23 protein-coding genes are annotated in these 17750 nt (G+C 60.9%); 11 read left to right on the plus strand and 12 right to left on the minus strand.

What is annotated here, in order from left to right; translation table 11 throughout:
* Positions 1-5 precede the first annotated feature (5 nt).
* From M0D66_RS04165 to M0D66_RS04185, 5 genes are read right to left on the minus strand one after another with little or no spacing between them, the layout of a single operon-like run.
* Positions 6-533 carry a cupin domain-containing protein gene (locus tag M0D66_RS04165; protein WP_074289220.1) on the minus strand — a complete coding sequence of 176 codons (528 nt, stop codon included), beginning with the start codon at positions 531-533 and terminating at the stop codon, positions 6-8.
* A gap of 26 nt (positions 534-559) precedes the next feature.
* Positions 560-1336: an SDR family oxidoreductase gene (locus tag M0D66_RS04170; protein WP_200651481.1), complete on the minus strand. Its 777-nt coding sequence runs from the start codon at positions 1334-1336 to the stop codon at positions 560-562.
* The gene (locus M0D66_RS04175) at positions 1329-2426 is read right to left on the minus strand and encodes an aromatic ring-hydroxylating dioxygenase subunit alpha (RefSeq protein ID WP_093634294.1); all 1098 of its coding nucleotides are present in this window, start codon (positions 2424-2426) and stop codon (positions 1329-1331) included. Before M0D66_RS04175 ends, M0D66_RS04170 begins: the two co-directional genes overlap by 8 nt.
* 49 nt (positions 2427-2475) lie before the next feature.
* Positions 2476-2787 carry a recombinase-like helix-turn-helix domain-containing protein gene (locus M0D66_RS04180; protein ID WP_200620633.1) on the minus strand — a complete coding sequence of 104 codons (312 nt, stop codon included), beginning with the start codon at positions 2785-2787 and terminating at the stop codon, positions 2476-2478.
* Position 2788: 1 nt separating this feature from the next.
* Positions 2789-3103, minus strand: a complete 315-nt coding sequence (locus M0D66_RS04185; RefSeq protein ID WP_074289216.1) for a non-heme iron oxygenase ferredoxin subunit — start codon at positions 3101-3103, stop codon at positions 2789-2791.
* A 440-nt stretch (positions 3104-3543) separates the two neighbouring features.
* Between M0D66_RS04185 and M0D66_RS04190 the strand changes: the two genes are divergently transcribed.
* Positions 3544-4620: a porin gene (locus tag M0D66_RS04190; protein ID WP_266209112.1), complete on the plus strand. Its 1077-nt coding sequence runs from the start codon at positions 3544-3546 to the stop codon at positions 4618-4620.
* A 2-nt stretch (positions 4621-4622) separates the two neighbouring features.
* Here M0D66_RS04190 and M0D66_RS04195 read toward each other — a convergent pair whose 3' ends face one another.
* Entirely contained in the window at positions 4623-5594 is a 972-nt protein-coding gene (locus M0D66_RS04195; RefSeq protein ID WP_266209113.1) for an IclR family transcriptional regulator, read from the minus strand.
* A gap of 175 nt (positions 5595-5769) precedes the next feature.
* Here M0D66_RS04195 and M0D66_RS04200 point away from each other — a divergent pair, with 175 nt between their 5' ends.
* Together M0D66_RS04200 and M0D66_RS04205 are read left to right on the plus strand one after the other, a co-directional pair.
* The gene (locus tag M0D66_RS04200) at positions 5770-6057 is read left to right on the plus strand and encodes a hypothetical protein (protein WP_266209114.1); all 288 of its coding nucleotides are present in this window, start codon (positions 5770-5772) and stop codon (positions 6055-6057) included.
* Between the two features lie 114 nt (positions 6058-6171).
* Positions 6172-7857: an acid phosphatase gene (locus tag M0D66_RS04205; RefSeq protein WP_200651479.1), complete on the plus strand. Its 1686-nt coding sequence runs from the start codon at positions 6172-6174 to the stop codon at positions 7855-7857.
* Between the two features lie 41 nt (positions 7858-7898).
* Here the strand turns inward: M0D66_RS04205 and M0D66_RS04210 are convergent, their stop codons facing one another.
* Entirely contained in the window at positions 7899-8573 is a 675-nt protein-coding gene (locus tag M0D66_RS04210; RefSeq protein ID WP_211706765.1) for a DUF4410 domain-containing protein, read from the minus strand.
* A 161-nt stretch (positions 8574-8734) separates the two neighbouring features.
* On the opposite strand from M0D66_RS04210, the gene M0D66_RS04215 reads away from it, so the two are divergent.
* The gene (locus M0D66_RS04215; RefSeq protein ID WP_054034144.1) at positions 8735-9094 is read left to right on the plus strand and encodes a DUF3564 domain-containing protein; all 360 of its coding nucleotides are present in this window, start codon (positions 8735-8737) and stop codon (positions 9092-9094) included.
* Between the two features lie 174 nt (positions 9095-9268).
* On the opposite strand, the gene M0D66_RS04220 is transcribed toward M0D66_RS04215, so the two are convergent.
* Positions 9269-9406 carry a hypothetical protein gene (locus M0D66_RS04220; protein WP_266209115.1) on the minus strand — a complete coding sequence of 46 codons (138 nt, stop codon included), beginning with the start codon at positions 9404-9406 and terminating at the stop codon, positions 9269-9271.
* A 66-nt stretch (positions 9407-9472) separates the two neighbouring features.
* Between M0D66_RS04220 and M0D66_RS04225 the strand changes: the two genes are divergently transcribed.
* The 5 genes from M0D66_RS04225 to M0D66_RS04245 all read left to right on the plus strand — a co-directional run bounded on the left by M0D66_RS04225 (position 9473) and on the right by M0D66_RS04245 (position 12603).
* Positions 9473-10222 (plus strand): DNA/RNA non-specific endonuclease, encoded by a 750-nt coding sequence (locus M0D66_RS04225; protein WP_200620628.1) that lies wholly within the window; start codon positions 9473-9475, stop codon positions 10220-10222.
* Complete coding sequence (locus M0D66_RS04230; RefSeq protein WP_093634302.1) at positions 10215-10475, plus strand: hypothetical protein; 261 nt, start codon at positions 10215-10217, stop codon at positions 10473-10475. Before M0D66_RS04225 ends, M0D66_RS04230 begins: the two co-directional genes overlap by 8 nt.
* Positions 10476-10701: 226 nt before the next feature.
* Complete coding sequence (locus tag M0D66_RS04235; RefSeq protein ID WP_200620627.1) at positions 10702-11073, plus strand: hypothetical protein; 372 nt, start codon at positions 10702-10704, stop codon at positions 11071-11073.
* 301 nt (positions 11074-11374) lie between these two features.
* Positions 11375-11716 carry a hypothetical protein gene (locus M0D66_RS04240; protein WP_093634304.1) on the plus strand — a complete coding sequence of 114 codons (342 nt, stop codon included), beginning with the start codon at positions 11375-11377 and terminating at the stop codon, positions 11714-11716.
* A gap of 2 nt (positions 11717-11718) precedes the next feature.
* Positions 11719-12603 (plus strand): 4-hydroxy-tetrahydrodipicolinate synthase, encoded by an 885-nt coding sequence (locus M0D66_RS04245; RefSeq protein ID WP_266209116.1) that lies wholly within the window; start codon positions 11719-11721, stop codon positions 12601-12603.
* Between the two features lie 63 nt (positions 12604-12666).
* Here the strand turns inward: M0D66_RS04245 and M0D66_RS04250 are convergent, their stop codons facing one another.
* The gene (locus M0D66_RS04250) at positions 12667-13284 is read right to left on the minus strand and encodes a lytic transglycosylase domain-containing protein (protein WP_266209117.1); all 618 of its coding nucleotides are present in this window, start codon (positions 13282-13284) and stop codon (positions 12667-12669) included.
* A 160-nt stretch (positions 13285-13444) separates the two neighbouring features.
* Complete coding sequence (locus M0D66_RS04255; RefSeq protein WP_266209119.1) at positions 13445-14158, minus strand: Crp/Fnr family transcriptional regulator; 714 nt, start codon at positions 14156-14158, stop codon at positions 13445-13447.
* Between the two features lie 91 nt (positions 14159-14249).
* On the opposite strand from M0D66_RS04255, the gene M0D66_RS04260 reads away from it, so the two are divergent.
* Positions 14250-14789 (plus strand): DUF962 domain-containing protein, encoded by a 540-nt coding sequence (locus M0D66_RS04260; protein WP_266209120.1) that lies wholly within the window; start codon positions 14250-14252, stop codon positions 14787-14789.
* A 29-nt stretch (positions 14790-14818) separates the two neighbouring features.
* Here the strand turns inward: M0D66_RS04260 and rarD are convergent, their stop codons facing one another.
* Positions 14819-15715, minus strand: a complete 897-nt coding sequence (gene rarD, locus M0D66_RS04265; protein ID WP_200651472.1) for an EamA family transporter RarD — start codon at positions 15713-15715, stop codon at positions 14819-14821.
* Positions 15716-16308: 593 nt separating this feature from the next.
* On the opposite strand from rarD, the gene egtD reads away from it, so the two are divergent.
* Positions 16309-17292 (plus strand): L-histidine N(alpha)-methyltransferase, encoded by a 984-nt coding sequence (egtD, locus tag M0D66_RS04270; protein WP_154562956.1) that lies wholly within the window; start codon positions 16309-16311, stop codon positions 17290-17292.
* A 109-nt stretch (positions 17293-17401) separates the two neighbouring features.
* Here the strand turns inward: egtD and M0D66_RS04275 are convergent, their stop codons facing one another.
* The gene (locus M0D66_RS04275) at positions 17402-17695 is read right to left on the minus strand and encodes an acylphosphatase (protein WP_266209122.1); all 294 of its coding nucleotides are present in this window, start codon (positions 17693-17695) and stop codon (positions 17402-17404) included.
* Between the last annotated feature and the right edge of the window lie 55 nt (positions 17696-17750).

Consider the following 17750-nt stretch of genomic DNA (forward strand, 5'->3'; position numbering starts at 1 on the left):
AAGGCTTAGCGCTTGAGCTTGGCCAACGGCGAATCCGGCGGATACGTCGGCGTAATCGGTTTGGCCGCACCGAGCATCACGCACATCAACGCATCTTCTTCACCGATATTCACTTCCGTGCGATACACGCCCGGCGGCACCGAAATCAGATCGCGTTCACCGAGTACCGCTTCCCACGTTTCGCCGTCTTTCTCGCAGATCACTTTCATCTTGCCCCGCAGCACGAAGAAGATTTCTTCGACATCCATATGGATATGGCTCGGACCGATGTTGCCGGCCGGGATCACCATCGTCGAAAACGTGAAGCCGCCTGCGGGCACCGTGTTCATGTCCTTCGCGACGCCCGTGCCGCCCGTGCCGACATAGCGCATTTGCGCGCGACGATATTTCGGGTCGTAGTCGGCCTGGAACTTCAGCGCGTCCCAGTCGTAACGACGCGTTTCCAGGCGCGCGACGCGGCTGTCCAACCATTGTGCAAAGCTCGCGTCCGCGGGTTGTTCCCACGATTTGCGTTCGAGTTCGGCGTCCGCCATCTCTTTCTCCTTTCGATTCGACAAGATCAATTCATCACGAAGCCGCCGTTGACCGGCAGCAACTGGCCAGTCACGAAGCGCGCGGCATCGGACAACAGGAACAGCACCGGCCCGGTGACGTCGTCGGGCACTTGCGCGCGTGTGAGCGCGCGGCCTTGCAGGTAATACTGGTGACGTTCGGCAGGTACGTAGGCGGTGGCCTCGACTTCAGTGAGGCCGGGTGCGATGGCGTTGACTGTCACTTGATGTGCGCCAAATTCACGCGCCAGCGAGCGGGTCATCGAAATCACCGCGCCCTTGCTCGCGACATACGCGAGCAACTTCGGCGCGCCCCACATCGCTGTATCCGACGCGATGTTGACGATGCTGCCGCGGCCCGAATCACGCAGATACGGCAATGCGGCGGTGCTCATCAACCACGTGCCGCGCACGTTGACGTTCATCACGGCGTCCCATGTCTCGATCGACAACTCATCGGCGAACTTGCCGCCCGAGTTGGTGATCGCCGCGTTGTTGATCAGCGCGTCCAGTCCACCGAGTTGCACTGCGGCCCGATCGGCAAACTGCTTGATGCTGGCGGGGTCGGCAAGATCGAGCGGCAGATACGTCACTGCGTGACCTTGCTCGACCAGTGACGCCGCAAGCGCCCGGCCTTCGTCATGCAGCACATCGCCGAACACGACTTGCGCACCGGCTTGCGCCAGCGAGCGAACGAACGCTGCGCCAAGGCCGCGCGCGCCGCCCGTCACGAGGACGCGCCTGCCATGGAGTGCAGCCAATGCCGGAGACGCTTCGTTATGCATGGCTGTGGCCTGCTGCTTCGGTTTGCGCGGTGCCGGCCTGAGCGGCTTGAGCGTGATAGGCATCCAGCTCAGCGAAATGCTGCTGCGCGCGCTGACGGAACATGCGGCGCACACGCGTCATGCCGACGTCGTGCTGATAGAGGAATTCGTGCTCGCGTGCATTCGGCGCCATGCTTTCGAGAACATAGCGGTCCTGTTCCAGCACGGCCCAGTGCAGACCTTCCAGACGGTTGCGATACATGAAGCGCCATGCGTCGCGCTGCCAGCCCGACACCTTGCGCGTGCGCCAGAAGTAAACCTGGCAGTTGTTTTCGTCGACCGGCGTAGCAAAGCCGATGATCCCGAAGTTGCCGCCGGGGCCGAACTTCTTCTTGTACGGAATCGCGAGGCGCATCCACAGCGCGCCGGTTTCGCCGAGCTCAACCCAGTCGAAATTCACGTCGCGCTGGCCGACCTTTTCAAACATCAGACCGGTTTCGGTCTTGCGCACGCGCATGTCGGCCTGCTTGTCGCCTTCGGCCATTGAATGTGACGTTGCGTGCAGATACGCGCCGTGCATCGGGTCCATCACGTTGTCGATCGCGTATTGGTAATTGCACTTCCAGTTCGACATGCACAGGAAGTTCGCGTACTCGTCGCCTACCAGTTCTTCCGGCAACACTAGTGGCGTGGGTTCTTTATGGGCGTCGTCGCCGAACCACAGGAAGATCGCGCCGGCGTGCTCTTCGACCGGATACGACTTCACGCACTTCTGGCCTTCCAGCGGGCAGTTCGAGACAGCCGGCACCTTCGTGACCGTGCCGCCGCCGTCGATTTCAATGCCGTGGTACCAGCACGCGACGCTGCCACCGAGGTTCCAGCCGAGCGACAGACGCGCACCGCGGTGCGGGCAGCGATCTTCAAGCGCGCGGACTTTGCCTTCCTTGTCGCGCCACAGCACGATCTGATCGCCGAGGCGCGTGACGCCGACCGGCGCGTCGCCGACTTGCCAGCTCGGTGCAACGGGATACCAGTAATTACGCAGGCCGCGGTTCAGATAAGACTGGATAGGGTCGGCCGCGCCTTGAGTCGTTGTATTGGGGGACGTCATGAAAAGACTCCGGATGCGAAAGCGAAGAGACGTGTGCGGGAGAGCGCGCTTATTCAGCGAGCAGGCGGAATTCGGCGGCAAGGCGATCGGCGTTCCACGCATTGCCTTCCGGAGTACGGAAGCCCACGCGGTTCAAACCGTCAACGACTTCCTGCAACTCATTCGCGCCGGCTTCGAAAACCTTTTCCAGCGCATCGCCGAAGTCGTTTTCGTACTGGGTCGGCTCAGCCTTGCGCGTTTGCCAGATGAAGTTTTCGGTCTCACCCGGCTTTTCGATCACGCCCTTGCCGGCAACGTTGTTCGGCTGCGGCGCGAGCCACGGCTTCAGGAAGGGATTGAAGTTCACGATGTGTTCTGACATGTCATTCCACCTTGATCTGGATTTCTTCGCCGGCGAGACGTACCGAGTACATCTTCAGGTCGCGGCCGCCCGGCTCTTTCAGGCATTTGCCGGTCGGGATATGGAACACGGCTTCGTGCAGCGGGCATTCGACGGTGTCGCCGTCGACAAAGCCCTGCGTCAGCAGCGCGTACGCATGGGGGCAGACGTTTTCCAGCGCGTACAGCGCATCGCCCACCTTGTAGATGCCGATTTCCGTGCCGTCGAGTTTGAACTCGAGCGGCGCGTCGTCGGACAGGTCGCCGGCATGGCCGGCGCAGCGCCATTGTTCAGTCATTTCTCGCCTTCTCCTGAAGCCTTATGTTCCATACAAGGAACATCAGTTCGTGTATGGATAATTATAGGAGTGGCTTTGGCTCGAGAAAATAAAAATCTGGGCTGGTAGGGGAAAACACCGACTGTGGCATTCGCAACACAGCTTTGTGTGAACTGACGTGAACGGCAGTTTTCGCTTGATAGCCTCTCTGGGCGTGGGTTTGCCCATAATTTTCAGACAAATGCTGTGGCCCTCATGCGGGTTTGTACGGGGTCCGAAAATTTATTTTGACCACTTCCAGACTCACTATAATTTTCCATAGGCGATACAGACGCCCATAGGTGGAACATAAAGCGGAGCAGTTTTGGCGCATAAACCCGAAACTGCATTCAACCCAAAGCAAGGATCAGGGACGACGAAATCGGCGCGAGCTATCCGTCGTGTGATCAGGAGAACCAACGGTGAAGCACATCATTGCGGCGGCCGGCTTGACGGCAATCTGCGCAACGACCGGCGCCTGGGCGCAAAGCAGCGTGACGCTCTATGGCAGCCTGGATGCCGGTATTGCGTACATCAGCAATGCGGGTGGCCATTCGAAGTGGATCGAGGAGCAGGGCAACATGCAGCCGGACCGCTGGGGCCTGAAGGGCGTCGAGGATCTGGGCGGTGGTCTGAAGACGGTTTTCCAGTTGGAAAACGGTTTCTATACCAACACGGGAGCATTCGCCAGAGCGGGCACGCTGTTCAATCGCCAGGCTTTTGTCGGATTGAGTTCGGACCAGGTCGGCACGGTGACGCTCGGCCATCAGACGCCGTTCAGCTTCGACGTGCTGGGTCCGCTGAGCACGGCTTATCTGGCCGCGAGCTGGTACGCATTCCACCCGGGCAACATCGACGAACTCGCCGACACCGGCGTGGTGCCGTTCGACAACTCGGTGAAGTTCCGCTCGGCGAGTTTCGCCGGTTTCTCGGTCGGCGCGATGATGGGTCTCGGCAACACGACCAACTTCTCGACCGGCAAGACACTGAGCTTTGCGCTTAGCTATGCCAACGGTCCGTTCAAGGCGGGCGCGACTTATGCGAATGAGCACGATCGTACGCCGTCGATCGTGACAACGGGCATCACCAGCTTCCAGGGTGTCGCGGCGGCTAACTACACGGCGGCCAAGGTCGAGAACATGGGCGCGGGCGCGTCATACCAGTTCGGCAAGCTGCTGGTGCACGGTTTGTACACGCGTGTGAAGCTGGAATCGTCCGGCCATTCGGATACGTATCAGAGCTACGACGTGGGCGCGAATTATCAGTTCACGCCGTTCAACAGCGTCGCCGGCGGCGCCGCGACCACGACGATGGCCGGCCATCGCTGGACGCAGTTCGAGATCGGCGACATCTACGCGCTATCGAAATCGACGCAGTTGTATGTGAATGCGCTGTATGAGCGCGCGGGTTCGAATACGGACGCCGCGTTCTTTACGGCGGGTGTGTCGAGCGGCCGGAACCAGACGATTTTCCTGACCGGTATCCACCACTCGTTCTGACGTCAGTTCGCCGCAACCGATCTGCGACGCGCTTGAGCCGCGGTCGGATCATCCGGCCGCGGACGATAGCTGAGCCGCTCGGACAATTCGAGCGCAGCCTGGCAAACCGCGATGATGAGCGGTTCGCGTTCTTCCGCTTCGCCGATATCGGAACGGGGAATGGTGACCGTCAACGCGGCCGCGATCTTGCCGCTTTGGTCGCGCACCGGCGCGCTCACTACTGAAATGCCACGTTCAAAAGACGCTTCGCTCAGCGCGTAGCCGAGCGCCGCGCTTTCGCGCACTCTTCCGTACAGTTCTTCGACGGTCGCCGGCGTGCGTTCGGTGAAGCGTTCGAGCTGCGGCTCGGGATACAACTGACGCAATTCTTCGAAACTCAAATCGCCCATCAGCACTTGGCCGTGCACCGTGGCATGCGCGGGCAAACGCGTGCCGACATGCACCTTCACCGAACTGAACATTGGCTCATGGGTTTGCGCTTTGGCGACGAACACCACGTCACGCTGATCGCGGATCAGCAGATGCGTGCTGAGGCTAGTCGCGTCGCGCAAACGTTCGAGAATCGGCGTGCCAACGTCGGTCAGTTCGAGCGAGCTTAGATATTCGAAACCGAGCCGCAGTACTGCGACGCTCAACCGGAAATAGCGATCGCCGTTCACCCGCTCGAGAAAGCCTAAAGCTTCGAGCGTTTGCAGCAGACGAAATGTGGTGGTGCGCGGAATGCCGATGCGCTTCGACAATTCGGGCGCACCCAGAATCGGCTCGCGCGCGCTGAATTCGGCGAGGATGCGCAGGCCGCGCTCCAGCCCAGGCACGAGATAAGTCGATCCGCCGCTGCTCTCTTCATCGGTGGAATCGGGGGAATCGGCGCTGTCCGCCAGGGATCGCGCCGCCTCGTCTCGCGGAGTCGAAACTGTCGCGCCGCGTGGCCTCGCGTGCTTGCGTCCCGCTCCTGTCTGCTCTTCTTTTGCCATCTTGGCTGCCGTCTTTGCCGTTGTCTCTGCTGTTCATCGGATACAGATCAACATGATAGCGCGAAGCACACGGCGGTCATTTTCGTTTCGCGCGGTGCTATGCTTTGATGCGGTCCATCGCGCGAGGTCTCACTGCCGCGCATTGGCTCGCGCCAGGCGTCCGGAGGCCACGCTCATGTCCGATTCCGTACAGATCCAGGTTGCCGACTCACATCTTTATCCGGGCTGCGCAGTGCAAATCGCGCACCTGCCCGAGCCGGCCCGCGCGGCGGCAGCCATAGTCGAATTCGCAGACGGCTCCGGCGCGCATGCCACTTGCCATCGGCGGACTTTCGACGAACTCGAATTGACCGTTGACCGTTACGCTACGCAGCGGCGTCATCCAGTGGACGCCAAACATTGGCTTCTATTCGCCGTCGACTCGACGCACAACAGTTGGCGCGTGAAGCGACGATTACCCTAGCCGTGCCGGACCTTCCGGCTACCTCGATTTTGAACCCGGTGCCGCGCGCACGCCGCCCCGAGCGCTAGCTTTCTGGCGGTGAAGCACCCGTCACGCAAACTCCGAGAGATACCGATGACAGACAACGACTCCACCCTGCCACCGAACCCCGACGACACCCCCGACGATCCTGAACGCCGCCGTGTCCTGACCGGACTCGCGGCAGTCGGTATCGGGCTGGCGCTAACCGGGTGCAAAACTGACCAGAGTACCGCGAGCGACATGGCGCCGCGCAGTGCCGCCGACATGCGGCTCGACGCCGCGCTACACGACCAGGTCAAGCAGATCGTGGTGATCTACGCCGAGAACCGCAGCTTCGCGAATCTGTACGGCAACTTTCCGGGTGTCCAGCATCCGCTCGATGCGGTGAGCGCCGAGCGTTATCTGCAACTCGACCGCGACGGCAAGACGCCGCTGCCGCGCCTGCCGGCAATCTGGGGTGGCCTCGTGCCGCAAGCGCAGGAGGTGGACGGCAAGCGCTACATGATCGGTCAGAAGGATATTGCCAACCTGCGCAACGGCCCGTTCCACATTACCGACGCGCAAGGCGCACCGTTGCCGAATGGCGTCATCACGCGCGATCTGGTGCATCGCTTCTATCAGAACCAGATGCAGATCAACGCCGGGCGCAACAACCAGTTCGCCGCATGGGGCGACTCCGGCGGCCTGGTAATGGGACACTACCGCAATTCCGCCGACACGCTGCGTCTGTGGAACCTCGCGCAGCAATACACGCTGTGCGACAACTTCTTCATGGCGGCTTTCGGCGGATCGTGGCTGAACCACATCTTCCTGATCTCGGCGCAGGCACCGTTCTATCCCGACATCCACAACAGTCCGGCGAAGAAGATGGTTTCGGTGGTGGACGGCGACGATCCGACCGGCGTGCGGCTGAAACTGGCGCCCGATTCGCCGGCGTCCGCGCTCGACGGTCCGCCGAAGTTCGTCAACGATGGCGCGTTTACCGCCGACGGCTACGCCGTCAACACGATGGCGCCGCCCTACCAACCAAGCAGCGTGCGTCCGGCCGAAGGCGGCAATCCCGCGCTCGCCGACCCGTCGAATCCGCGCGTGATGCCGCCGCAAAACTACGCGACGATCGGCGACCGGCTGACGGACAAGGGCGTCGACTGGGCGTGGTACAGCGGTGCGTGGCAGTACGCGTTGGAGCATCAGGACACGGGTGCCGTGCCTGATTTCCAGTACCACCACCAGCCGTTCAACTACTTCACTAATTACGCGCCGGGCACCGCCGCGCGGCGCAAGTATCTGCGCGATGCGGGCCTCGGCGACGATGCGTCTACCAATCGGCTGATTGCCGACATCGATGCAGGACGTTTGCCGGCCGTCACGTTCTACAAACCGCAGGGCGATCTGAACATGCACGCGGGGTATGCGGATGTCGCATCGGGGGATCGTCACGTCGCAAATGTGATCGAGCATATTCAGCGCGGCCCGCAATGGGCCAATACGGTCGTAGTCGTCACGGTCGATGAAAACGGCGGCTGGTGGGACCCGGTCTCGCCGCCGAAGGGCGATCGCTGGGGGCCGGGATCGCGGGTTCCAGCGTTAGTGATTTCGCCGTTGGCGAAGAAGGGCTATGTCGATCATACGGTGTACGACACCAATTCGATTCTTCGCCTGATTAGCCGGGTGCATGGGCTGGCGCCGCTCGATGGGGTTGTCGCACGTGATCGGGCTTTTGCGCAGAATGGCCTGGCGCCGCTTGGTGATTTGACCGGTACGCTGGATCTGGCCTGAACGGCTTGCCCATTGCGTCGGGGTGGGCAGCAGTGCATCAATCACTGCGCCACCCCGTGCAGCTTGGCAATCACTGCATCTGAGATCTGCTGCGCTGTCTTCCCGATCGTCTTCTTCTCGTCGCCGCTCGCCATCACGAACTTCGCCGCGATTACGTACGGATTGAGTTTGATCGCCGCGCCTGGCTTTCCCTTGCTGTCGGCTTCTTCGACGGCCTCATAGAGCGGCGGCAAATCAGCCGTCGCGAGGCTATCGCACGACACCGCCACCTGAATATTGTTCTGACCCGCACCAAAACCGACCATTGCACGTCTTAGACGATTGCCGTCGTCGACGCTCAGAAACACGCCGCGCACCTGCCAACCCGTTGCAGGTAACGGCTGCCCAGGCGCAATACGGCGCGCGTCGACACCGCCTTTTTTCAGGTCCGCAGTCAGCGCGTCGCCCATCTCGTTCACGATGTCCTTGGCGTGGTCCTGCGGATTCTTGTCCTTGCCCATCGGTCCCGGACCGCTCGGCAACAGACCGCGCAGGCGGCGCACGCGTTGCCCCGGTCCGCTGTCAGGCGTCACGTTGGCCACGTCGAGGTCGAAGTCGGATACATAGACGATCGGCGCGGGCGCGGCGAAGGGGGTGCTGTCCGCGGCTGCACTGAGCGTCGATATCGCGCCGAGGCACCCTGCCATCATCGTGAGTTGCAGCAATCGACGCAGCATGGCTCGCCTCCGCGAATGTCTTTCCGACGCGGCTATCGTACAGCCGTGCGCGCCGGGCGTAAGTTTTTTTCGTGCCCGATCGCCGTACCTTTTCGCCTTGCATAACACGCGTCGCGACATAGACTGATAAGGCATTACTTCGCAATTTGTACGGAGCTGCCATGCGCCTGACCATCCTCATCAACGGCTCCGATCCCACCGTCAGCCACGACTACGCTGTGTTATGGCTCGACACCGACGAACATCGGTGGTCGAGGGAAGCGCATCAAGGGATCGATCTGCCCCCGTGGGGCGAGTTACACGACGACAATGGCGTGACGACCCTCTGTGCACCGAGCACGGATGCGCCGCTGTGCACGTTGCGCGGATTGCATGTCGATCGCAAACAACGCGTGAGCGCGGCGCAAGGTGCCGCAGCGTGGACAGCCTTGCCGACACGCGCGCCGGCCAGCGGTTTCTGGCGCTTGCAAGCTGTCGATCGGCAGAACGTGCACGCCGAACACAGTGTTTTCGGCAATTAGGTTTCGGCGCTTTTTTTTCGTCGGTCGAAATTTCCACTCATCCAAAACACGCCGCCTGCGGGCGTGGTGGGTGGATTCGTGTGCGCGTTCGACCGTCGGTCCACGCTTTCGCACTCCGCGTTCCGCGCTTAAGTCCGTCTTAAGTTTGCGTGAGTAGAGTTTGAATTCCACGCATTAGGGTCGCTGCAAAGCGGCCCGTTTTTTTTGGTGCAGCGGTTTTTGCTGTGCTTCTTCGGCTTCTTCCGCTCGCTGCATTTTCATCGCTGCGGGCACTGCGAAAAAGCCACTTCCTTCCCTCAAGTTCTTCTGCATTCCACCTCGCTCGACACCGGCTCGCGACGCTATACTTGCGCCCCCGATCCCTCAACTGACCCACCCATGAAGAAGTGGTTTGCCTGTCTGTTGTTCGCCGTTGCCGCTCACGCGAGTGCGGCGCCTTCCTGCACCCAGTTCACCCCGAATGCGCAATGGCCTGTTCTGACCAATCAGAAGATGGCGCCGAAAACGCGCATGCTTTGCTATAGCGATTTCGCGGTGCTGCATTCGGGTATCACGCATGGTCCGCTATGGTCTTCGGAGCATCTGACGCGTGACCATATCGAAGCCGCGAAAGACATGGTGCGTACCAACAAGTTCTTCGAAGACGCGCGTTTGCCCGACGGTGAAGGTGCGACGCTCGCGGACTATAAACGCAGCGGCTTCGATCGCGGTCATATGAGTCCGGCAGGCAATCGCTGGAATCAGGAAGCGATGGCACAATCGTTTTCGCTGGCCAACGTCGTGCCGCAAAATCGCGAGAACAATCAGCGCTTGTGGGCGCGTATCGAAACGTCGGTGCGTAAGATCGCGATGTCGTACAACGATACCTATGTCGTCACCGGGCCGATTTTCAGTGGCCAGCAATTGCAGACGATTGGACCGACGCGCGTCTTCGTGCCGACGCAATTGTTCAAGGTGGTCTACGTGCCGTCGCGGCAGATGGCGTTCGCGGTGGTGGTGGACAACGTCTCGACCAACCGCTACGACATCAGGACGATTCACGAACTCGAGGCAGCGTCGGGCATCCGTTTTCCGGGCATTCCGGAGAACCTCAAAGATCAGCGACCGGGAGGACTAAAAGGTGTTTAAACCCTATTCGAACGATGACGACGTGCTCAACATCCAGGGCGATGCACTCACCGTCAGCAACGGCACCACGCGCGTGGTGCTGAACGGTACGCTGGAGTTGACGCAAGACCAACGCGGACTGAAGGCGGCACTCGCACTGAAGGAAGCGATCGATGCGGTAGTGGCCGCGCTGCAGGCACAGACCAATCTGCCGGCGAAAGTGAAGGACGAGCCGGATACGAAGCCGGGCGTCGTGCAGAATCCGTTTCAATAGTGCGTTCGCGCAATCGCTCAGGCGCGAAGGTACGGCTTTCCCCGCTATCTTCGCGGCTGAAACACGAAACCGCTTCGGGTTGATTCAGGACCCCGATATGTATCCGCCGTTACGTTTTGTCACCAGAGCATCGTCAACTGCTGTCTTCCCGCCAACGTTAAACCGGCAGCGCTGAAACATTTCAGCCGCGACACAAAGAACAACCGGTTTAACCAGGAGTTACATCATGAAGACGCTTTTCGCTGCTCTCGCTTCCGCTCTCGTCGTGTCGACCGCATTCGCACAAACCGCAGCACCGGCGGCCGCGCAACCTGCGCAAACGCAACCCGCCGGTCAAGCGAACCTGAAGGCGAGCACCGCCGTGCAAACGGGCGCCACGGACCAAGGCGCCGCCACGACCAAAGCGCCGACGAAGGCCGCGACGAAAGCGCATGTGAAAAAGGCTTCCGCCAGCCACACGGCAAAGACCCATAAGGCCGCCAAGAAGACTGCAGTAGATACAAGCGCAAGCAAGACAAAGACGGAGAGCGCGAAAGAGGCCAGCAATGCCCCGGCAAAAGCCGACGGCGCAAAGACCGACACGACTAAAACGCAATAACACGTGATCGGTATTCGGCATGCACCGGCCAGGCATCTGTAGTTAATCGAAGCCGAACTCTGCCGTTCAGGGAGGGCGAGTCTCACGACTCGCCTTTTTTTATGGGCGTGTCATATGGACAGGGTTGAAGCCCACGCACAGTTAAATTACCAGCACGGCTGCTGGCTGATGCAATTCGAGCAACTCGTCTAGTCCCCGTGATTTTTTCAGCGGATACCCCAATTTTTGCACTGCGTTTACCCGTAGACGTCTAATCTCGAACTGTCTTGATCAACCATGGCGTCAATGAACGCCGCATCAAATGGCACTCACGCAATCAATCGACAAATTCGAAACGCAGCCGCTTAGCGCGCCGCCGGTCCAGCGCAACAATGTCATCCCCTTCCCCGCGGCTCGCGCCCGCTTGCAGATCACTCTGCCTCATCCCCCGCACGATCTTCCTGGCACCCAGCTCCGCACACTGCTTCATTCGCCGCTCGGCGTGTATGTGGTCAGCACGGAGGCCGTGCGCGAAGAAGTGCGCGTGCAACTCGACATTGCGCTCGACGACCTCGACTTCACCTTGCATACGCTGATCTCGACACTCCCAGCAGCACTCATCGGACCATTGAAGCGCCGCCATGCCGTCGCAAAGGCGCGCTAATCATGTTCTCAGGAATCTGGCTGCCCATCGTCACCCCGTTTCGCAACGGTGAAGTCGACGTCGACGCGTTGCAGCGCCTCGCGGACTATTACCTGCGCACGGAGATCAGCGGTTTTGTCGCCTTGAGCACGACGGGCGAAGCCGCTTTGTTACAGGAATCCGAACGCCTCACCGTCTTGCAGGCGCTGACCGATGTAATCGGTTCGCGTCTGCCGATGCTGATCGGCGTCGGCGGCGCCAACACGCGTGACGTCCTGCACGATATTCAGCGCTACGAGCGCTGGGACTGCGCGGGCTATCTCGTGTCTCCACCCTCGTACGTATGTCCGGATCAAGCCGGCGTGCAATGGCATTTCGAACAGGCCGCACTCGCCACCGAACGCCCTATCGTTCTGTACGACGTGCCGCATCGAACCGGTGTGGCGGTCGCGCCTGAAACGGTTGCGCGTTTGGTCGAATACAGCAACATCGTCGCGATCAAGGAATGCGTGAAGGACCATTTCAGCAAGCTGCGCGGCCTGCCGATCAGCGTGCTATGCGGCACCGACGAAGCATTGGACGACTGTCTGCACAGCGGCGGCACCGGTGGCATTCTGGCGAGCGCACATGTTTGCGCGGACCTGCTGGTTGCCGTACAGGAATTGATCCGCGTCGATCGCGACCTGGACGAGCGTAATCTGTTCGCCAGCTTACTGCCCGTGTTGCGTCTGCTGTTCGCCGCACCCAATCCGTCCGCGATCAAGGCGATGCTGGCATTCGATCATTCAATGACAGACGAAACACGTATGCCGATTACGCGCGCGTCGGCACAACTCGTCGAACGTCTCGGCACCGCGCGCGACAGGCTGCAGGATCTGCGCGCCGAGTTTGCCGGAGCGATGAGCTAAAGCGCTAAAGAGCTGGAGCGACGACAAGAGGGCCCGAGGAGGAATGCGCCGCGAATGAGTTCGTCATTCGTGGCGCAAACTTGCGTCCAGACGCTGCATCCGTAGCACGACGCGTTGCGCGTAACCGCGGCCACCGCCGCTGTAGCGAACGAGCGCGGCGTCGAGATCGCCGCCGCTTTGATCGAGGTAGCCGCGCAAAATAGTCGAGCCGATCCGCACATTGATTGCCGGATCGGATAAGTCAGTTGTGCCCGCAATCAATTGCGGATGCGCAGCGGGCAAGACCTGCATCAGCCCTCGCGCGCCCGCGATGCTGACCGCGTGGCGATCGAAACTCGACTCGACCGACATCACGGCAAGCAGCAAGACCGGCGAGATGGCTTGACGCTCGGCTTCGATCAATACCGCGCGAGCGATCTTCATGGATTCCAATGGCGCAACGCGAAACTGCGCGCGCAGCATGGCGGTGATATCGCTGAGCGCCGGCAAGCCGGCATCAGGCGCTGCGTCGCTCGCGACAATTGGAGTGGCTAACGGCAATGGCAACGCCGACTGCGCGTCGGCGGCGTGCGCTGCCGCTGCGAACGAGAAGACGATCGCCGCGAACATCACCTTCAGGCCGGCTTTGCGGCGAAGATTTCGTTGTACCTGGACACCATCCAGCGCGCTATTTCCATGCATAGGTTCGCTTCCTGACCGGGGTACATCGACCTTACCGGGCTTGGTGTAGCGAATCGCCAAAGAAATAGGGCTGCGCCGTAAAATGCTTATAAAGATGCAGCGGCGTTTGAGTGGACGTGTAGGGGATGCAAGGCCGCGCTTTGCGCGTAAATCGAGGCGATCAGTTCGCGGCCGGATTCAGATCAGCCAGCGCCCTGAGCTTTTGCACGTCGGTGATTTCGATTTCCGCATAGCCGAGCTTCAACGCACCCTGCGTCTCGAACTGCTTGAGCACCTGATTGATCGTCTGCCGCGACAGCGCCAGCATCATCGCGAGATCCTCCTGCGGCACTTTGAGTACGCGCCGCAATGCGCCGGGCTCGCCATAGCCGCCTGCCATCAACAACAGGCGCCGCGCCACGCGCGGTGCGGCGGGCAGCAAGGCCGCTTCTTCAATGGCGTCGAAAGCGAGGCGCAGCTTTTGCGTCAACAGCAAACCGAAGACATGCCAATACTCGGGCGCGCGTTCGAGCAGTGCGGCAAGCGCCGCGCGCGACACATGAAACAGTTCGGAATCGCGTTCGGCATACGCGTCGTGGGTTCGCGGCCGATTATCGAACAGCGCGATCTCGCCGAACCAGTTGACCGGCTCGATGACCGCGAGCAACGCCTCTTTGCCGGCCGAGCTGGCCGCGCCGATTCTCACGAGACCGTCGAGCACGCAGTAGAGGCCGTCGTCGGAATCGCCGCGCGTGAACAGCCGTTCACCGGCCGCGAGGCGCTCGACACGCCCCGCTTCGATCAGCTGAGCCCGCATGGCAGCGGGCGCCGAGCGAAACCACGCGCTGCGTTCAAGCAGCACGGCAAGCTCATTCGATGAAAAACTCGCAGTCATAGAACGGTATCCGTGCCCGATTGTCGGCTACCCGATGGTTTCAAATTCCGCTGCCCGCGATTATGCTGGCTTTGATTGAGGAGCGGCATCCATGAGAACGCTGACGCAACAGCTTACGCAATACGCGGCCTACCATCGAGACCGGCGCAATATCGCCACGCATTTCATCGGCATTCCGATGATCGTGCTCGCGCTGGCGGTGTTGTTGAGCCGGCCTGCTTTCAGCTTCGGCGCGCTGCCATTTGCCTTATCGCCCGCATGGGTATTGTTTGCTGCGGCGACCGTTTATTACCTCGTACTCGATGTGCCGCTCGGCGTGATGATGGCAGTCGTATCGGTACTATGCGTTGCGTGCGGACAGTGGCTCGCCGCGCAAACTACCTTCACCTGGCTCGCCTCCGGCATCGGACTCTTTATAGTCGGCTGGGTATTTCAGTTCATCGGCCACGTCGCCTACGAGCATCGCAAGCCGGCATTTGTCGACGATGTGATCGGTCTGCTGATCGGCCCGCTATTCGTTCTCGCTGAAGCGTTGTTCGGTTTTGGCTGGCGGCCGGCGCTGCGCGAAGCGATGGAGGCACAGGTCGGCGCAACGCGTACCAATGCGGATCGTGCGGCAGCGCATCGCTGAACCGCGGCATGTGATCCAGTGGCCGAAACTCAACGCGGCGCAAACCGAATGAGCCGCACGCTATGCAAAGCCGTCAGCGCAACCGCCATCCAGATCGGAACATACGTGGCTAACTGCGCGGCGCTGAGCGTCTCGCCAAGCAGCGTGATCGAGACAAACACCAGCAACACCGGTTCGACATAGCCAAGAATGCCGAACAAAGCGACCGGCAATAAACGGCTTGCCTTCAGGTACGAAGCCAGCGCGATGGTGCTGAGCGCGCCGAGTCCCGGCAACAATAAGCACCACATGTCGATACGGCCACCGATCATCGTCAACGAACCACCGATGACGATGAACACCGCCGCCGCGGGCAACAGCAGCGCCATTTCGACGGTGAACATGGCGAGCGAATCCTGGTTGATTTTGCGGCGCAGCACGAAATACGGCGGATAGCCGAGTGCGACGAGCAAGGTGGGCCACGAAAAGGCACCCGTCATCCACAGTTCATGCACAACCCCCAACGCCGCGCAGATAACAGCGAGCCACTGCAGACCGTCGAGGCTCTCGCGATAGTAGAAGCGGCCCACCAACACCATCACCAGCGGCAGCAGAAAATAGCCGAGCGAGACTTCGAGCATGCGCCCGTGCAGCGGCGCCCAAAGGAACACCCACAGTTGCGCGCCAAGCAACGCCGCGCTGACAACCATCGCCGCGCCGAGCGTCGGCTCCGTCACCATGCGGTAAAGAAGTTGCCGGAGAATCGGCAGGCGTTTGCGCAACACGATCAGCAATAGCGCCCCGGGGACAGTCCACACAATACGCCACGCGAAAATGTCGAGACCGCTCAACGGCGCAAGCAGCTTGGCGTAAGCGGACAGTAAAGCAAACATCGCCGACGCGCCGACCGACAACGCGATACCGCGCTTTGGGTCATACTGGTTCATCGCGCGGCCCGTGGCGCAATCGCTTTGAGATGCAGTGCAGGTGTGTGCGGCGCAGCATACGGCTGCGTGCCTCGAGTTATTGTCATTGGAAGTAAAGTCTCACAAGCAGGCAGTACGGCGGGCAGTGCGTATCAAGCGCTGCATTTTTATCTTCGATATGCGATGCAAGCCGGCATTCTAGACGGGTTCCCGAACAACATGCCCGTTCGTTCCTTGCAGTCAATAGCAATTTTTCCCGTGCGCATCGCGCGCCGATGCACTAGAACATAACTTCACGCGCGACAGGCGAATCCGCAGTTGCAACGCCGGCAAGTTTCAGCGCAGTCGCGCAAGCGCGAATCTTGCTATGAAGTCTAGCGGCATCGTTTGCAACGTCATCTGAGACATCTTGGATATCCGTCGCAAGCGTCATTTTCAACTGTCATCACTGCATCAATGAGCCGGGCCGGCATAGGCAGTCCATACGGACCGAGCCCGCCCTTCTTTCCCGCGGCATACGGCAACTGCGCGCAACTGCAAGCAACTGCGCTCCGTTGCACCTGCCGCCGCCCGGCCAGCAATCCCGCTCATCGAATGTGACTACTGGAGCCAGCATGACCCAGCCAGCCCTATCGCACGACGCATCGCCCGACCTACTCCGCGCCACGTTTGCCGCCGAGGTACGCGCCGGACTCACGCATACGCCGCAAAAAGAATTGCCGTCGAAGTATCTGTATGACGAAGTGGGTTCTGCGCTGTTTGAAGTGATCACCGTACTGCCCGAATACGGCGTGACACGCGCCGAGGAACGCCTGCTCGCGAAGCACGCAGCGGACATCGTCGCGCATCTGCCGCACGACGTGACCGTCGCTGAACTGGGCAGCGGCAGCGGTCGCAAAACGCGGCGCATTCTGGAAGCGCTGTGTAAAAAGCGCCCCACTTCGTACTTCCCGATTGAAATTTCGCGCAGCGCGTTGCAGTTGTGCAGACGCGAACTTGGCGACATCGAGCGGATTTCGATCGTCGGTTACGAGCGCGATTACCTGGCCGGACTCGCCGAGGTGAGCCAGGACCGCGCGGCGGACGAACGCTTACTCGTGCTGTTTCTTGGCAGCACGATCGGCAATTTCGGCCGGCTCGCTGCCACGCGTTTTCTGCGCGATATCCGCAACATGCTTGCGCCCGGCGACGCGTTGCTGCTCGGCACGGATCTGATCAAGCCGATACCGGTGCTGGTGGCCGCCTACGACGATTCGGTCGGCGTGACCGCGTCGTTCAATCTGAATCTGCTGGCGCGTGTCAACCGGGAGCTCGACGGCGACTTTCCGCTCGATGCGTTCGAACACGTCGCGCGCTTCAATCCGGACGCGCGCAGCATCGAGATGCATTTGCGTGCGAAGCGCGATGTCACCGCGCATGTGGGCGCCGCGCAATTGACCGTCTCGCTCAAGGCAGGCGAAACGATCTGGACCGAGAGCAGCCACAAATATCGCGCGGACGAGGTGCCCGCGATCGCCGACGATGCGGGCTTCGTGTGCAGCCATCAATGGATCGAAGATGGATGGGGCTTCGCTGAGAGTTTGCTGGTGGCGCGCTAGGTGTAAAGCGTTATCGGCTGGCTAATCGGACAAACACGACGCGCAAACGACAAGGCGGCGCGCCATCGAGGTGATGGCGCGCCGCCTTTTTTGCGTGAAGCTCAAGTGCTCAGTGCTGCTCGAACCGCTCGAAACGCTTTTCGGTCGCGCGCTCTTCGCCGGTCACTTCGGTGACGCGCGCCGCCGGCGGCCCGTGACGCAGCCACGACAGCATCCGGTCGACCTGGTTGGCCGAGCCCTGCAACATAGCTTCGACGGAACCGTCGTCGAGATTCGCCACCCATCCCTTGATACCGAGCGCGTGAGCCTGCCGCACGGTGGCGTGGCGAAAGCCCACGCCCTGCACGGTGCCGCGCACTCGCACGTAATATGTTTCGATCCGCTGGTCCAGATCCAGGGCCATGCCGTCCTCTCGTCGCAATCTTTCAAGCCGGCATTCTAGACGTCTCGCGGCAACA

The organism is Paraburkholderia sp. SECH2 (assembly GCF_030464795.1).
Taxonomy (GTDB): Bacteria; Pseudomonadota; Gammaproteobacteria; order Burkholderiales; family Burkholderiaceae; genus Paraburkholderia; species Paraburkholderia aspalathi.

Bases quoted from the DNA above. Each gene is read 5' to 3' on its own strand.
- M0D66_RS04195 (WP_266209113.1), bottom strand. From the start codon at position 5,594: ATGGCAAAAGAAGAGCAGACAGGAGCGGGACGCAAGCACGCGAGGCCA.
- M0D66_RS04205 (WP_200651479.1), top strand. From the start codon at position 6,172: ATGACAGACAACGACTCCACCCTGCCACCGAACCCCGACGACACCCCC.
- M0D66_RS04170 (WP_200651481.1), bottom strand. From the start codon at position 1,336: ATGCATAACGAAGCGTCTCCGGCATTGGCTGCACTCCATGGCAGGCGC.
- M0D66_RS04275 (WP_266209122.1), bottom strand. From the start codon at position 17,695: ATGGCCCTGGATCTGGACCAGCGGATCGAAACATATTACGTGCGAGTG.
- M0D66_RS04215 (WP_054034144.1), top strand. From the start codon at position 8,735: ATGCGCCTGACCATCCTCATCAACGGCTCCGATCCCACCGTCAGCCAC.
- egtD (WP_154562956.1), top strand. From the start codon at position 16,309: ATGACCCAGCCAGCCCTATCGCACGACGCATCGCCCGACCTACTCCGC.
- M0D66_RS04250 (WP_266209117.1), bottom strand. From the start codon at position 13,284: ATGCATGGAAATAGCGCGCTGGATGGTGTCCAGGTACAACGAAATCTT.
- M0D66_RS04180 (WP_200620633.1), bottom strand. From the start codon at position 2,787: ATGTCAGAACACATCGTGAACTTCAATCCCTTCCTGAAGCCGTGGCTC.
- M0D66_RS04225 (WP_200620628.1), top strand. From the start codon at position 9,473: ATGAAGAAGTGGTTTGCCTGTCTGTTGTTCGCCGTTGCCGCTCACGCG.
- M0D66_RS04185 (WP_074289216.1), bottom strand. From the start codon at position 3,103: ATGACTGAACAATGGCGCTGCGCCGGCCATGCCGGCGACCTGTCCGAC.
- M0D66_RS04220 (WP_266209115.1), bottom strand. From the start codon at position 9,406: ATGCAGAAGAACTTGAGGGAAGGAAGTGGCTTTTTCGCAGTGCCCGCA.
- M0D66_RS04245 (WP_266209116.1), top strand. From the start codon at position 11,719: ATGTTCTCAGGAATCTGGCTGCCCATCGTCACCCCGTTTCGCAACGGT.
- M0D66_RS04255 (WP_266209119.1), bottom strand. From the start codon at position 14,158: ATGACTGCGAGTTTTTCATCGAATGAGCTTGCCGTGCTGCTTGAACGC.
- M0D66_RS04200 (WP_266209114.1), top strand. From the start codon at position 5,770: ATGTCCGATTCCGTACAGATCCAGGTTGCCGACTCACATCTTTATCCG.
- M0D66_RS04260 (WP_266209120.1), top strand. From the start codon at position 14,250: ATGAGAACGCTGACGCAACAGCTTACGCAATACGCGGCCTACCATCGA.
- M0D66_RS04175 (WP_093634294.1), bottom strand. From the start codon at position 2,426: ATGACGTCCCCCAATACAACGACTCAAGGCGCGGCCGACCCTATCCAG.
- M0D66_RS04165 (WP_074289220.1), bottom strand. From the start codon at position 533: ATGGCGGACGCCGAACTCGAACGCAAATCGTGGGAACAACCCGCGGAC.
- M0D66_RS04235 (WP_200620627.1), top strand. From the start codon at position 10,702: ATGAAGACGCTTTTCGCTGCTCTCGCTTCCGCTCTCGTCGTGTCGACC.
- rarD (WP_200651472.1), bottom strand. From the start codon at position 15,715: ATGAACCAGTATGACCCAAAGCGCGGTATCGCGTTGTCGGTCGGCGCG.
- M0D66_RS04240 (WP_093634304.1), top strand. From the start codon at position 11,375: ATGGCACTCACGCAATCAATCGACAAATTCGAAACGCAGCCGCTTAGC.
- M0D66_RS04210 (WP_211706765.1), bottom strand. From the start codon at position 8,573: ATGCTGCGTCGATTGCTGCAACTCACGATGATGGCAGGGTGCCTCGGC.